Genomic DNA, 342 nt, shown 5'->3' on the forward strand with positions numbered 1-342 from the left:
CTCCGCTCCGATCAGCTCGGGAGCCTGCTCAGCGGGGTGACCCGTGCGGCCTCGCACCGCGGACGTGGTCATGGTTTGCTGGTGCCATGAAGGCTGTGACCTATACCGCCACCGGCGACTCGGACGTCCTGACCCTCGGCGAGCGCGACGAGCCGCACGCCGGCCCCGGAGAGGTGCGCGTGCGCATCCAGGTGTCGGGCGTGAACCCGACCGACTGGAAGGCACGTAAGGGCAGCGGAGCGACCCGGCTGCCCCGCCCGCAAGTGCCGAACCAGGACGGCGCCGGGGTCGTGGACGAGGTCGGAGACGGCGTTACCGGTTTCTCGGTGGGAGACCGTGTAT

The 342-nt window shown here is 70.5% G+C and carries 1 protein-coding gene; it reads left to right on the plus strand.

The window, feature by feature from the left end:
* Positions 1–86 precede the first annotated feature (86 nt).
* The coding region (locus tag SB773_RS30585) for an alcohol dehydrogenase catalytic domain-containing protein (protein ID WP_410593975.1) at positions 87–342 on the plus strand (256 nt) is incomplete at its 3' end.

Source organism: Bacillus sp. SIMBA_074 (genome assembly GCF_046534555.1).
In the GTDB taxonomy this organism is placed as follows: Bacteria; Bacillota; Bacilli; order Bacillales; family Bacillaceae_G; genus Bacillus_A; species Bacillus_A mycoides.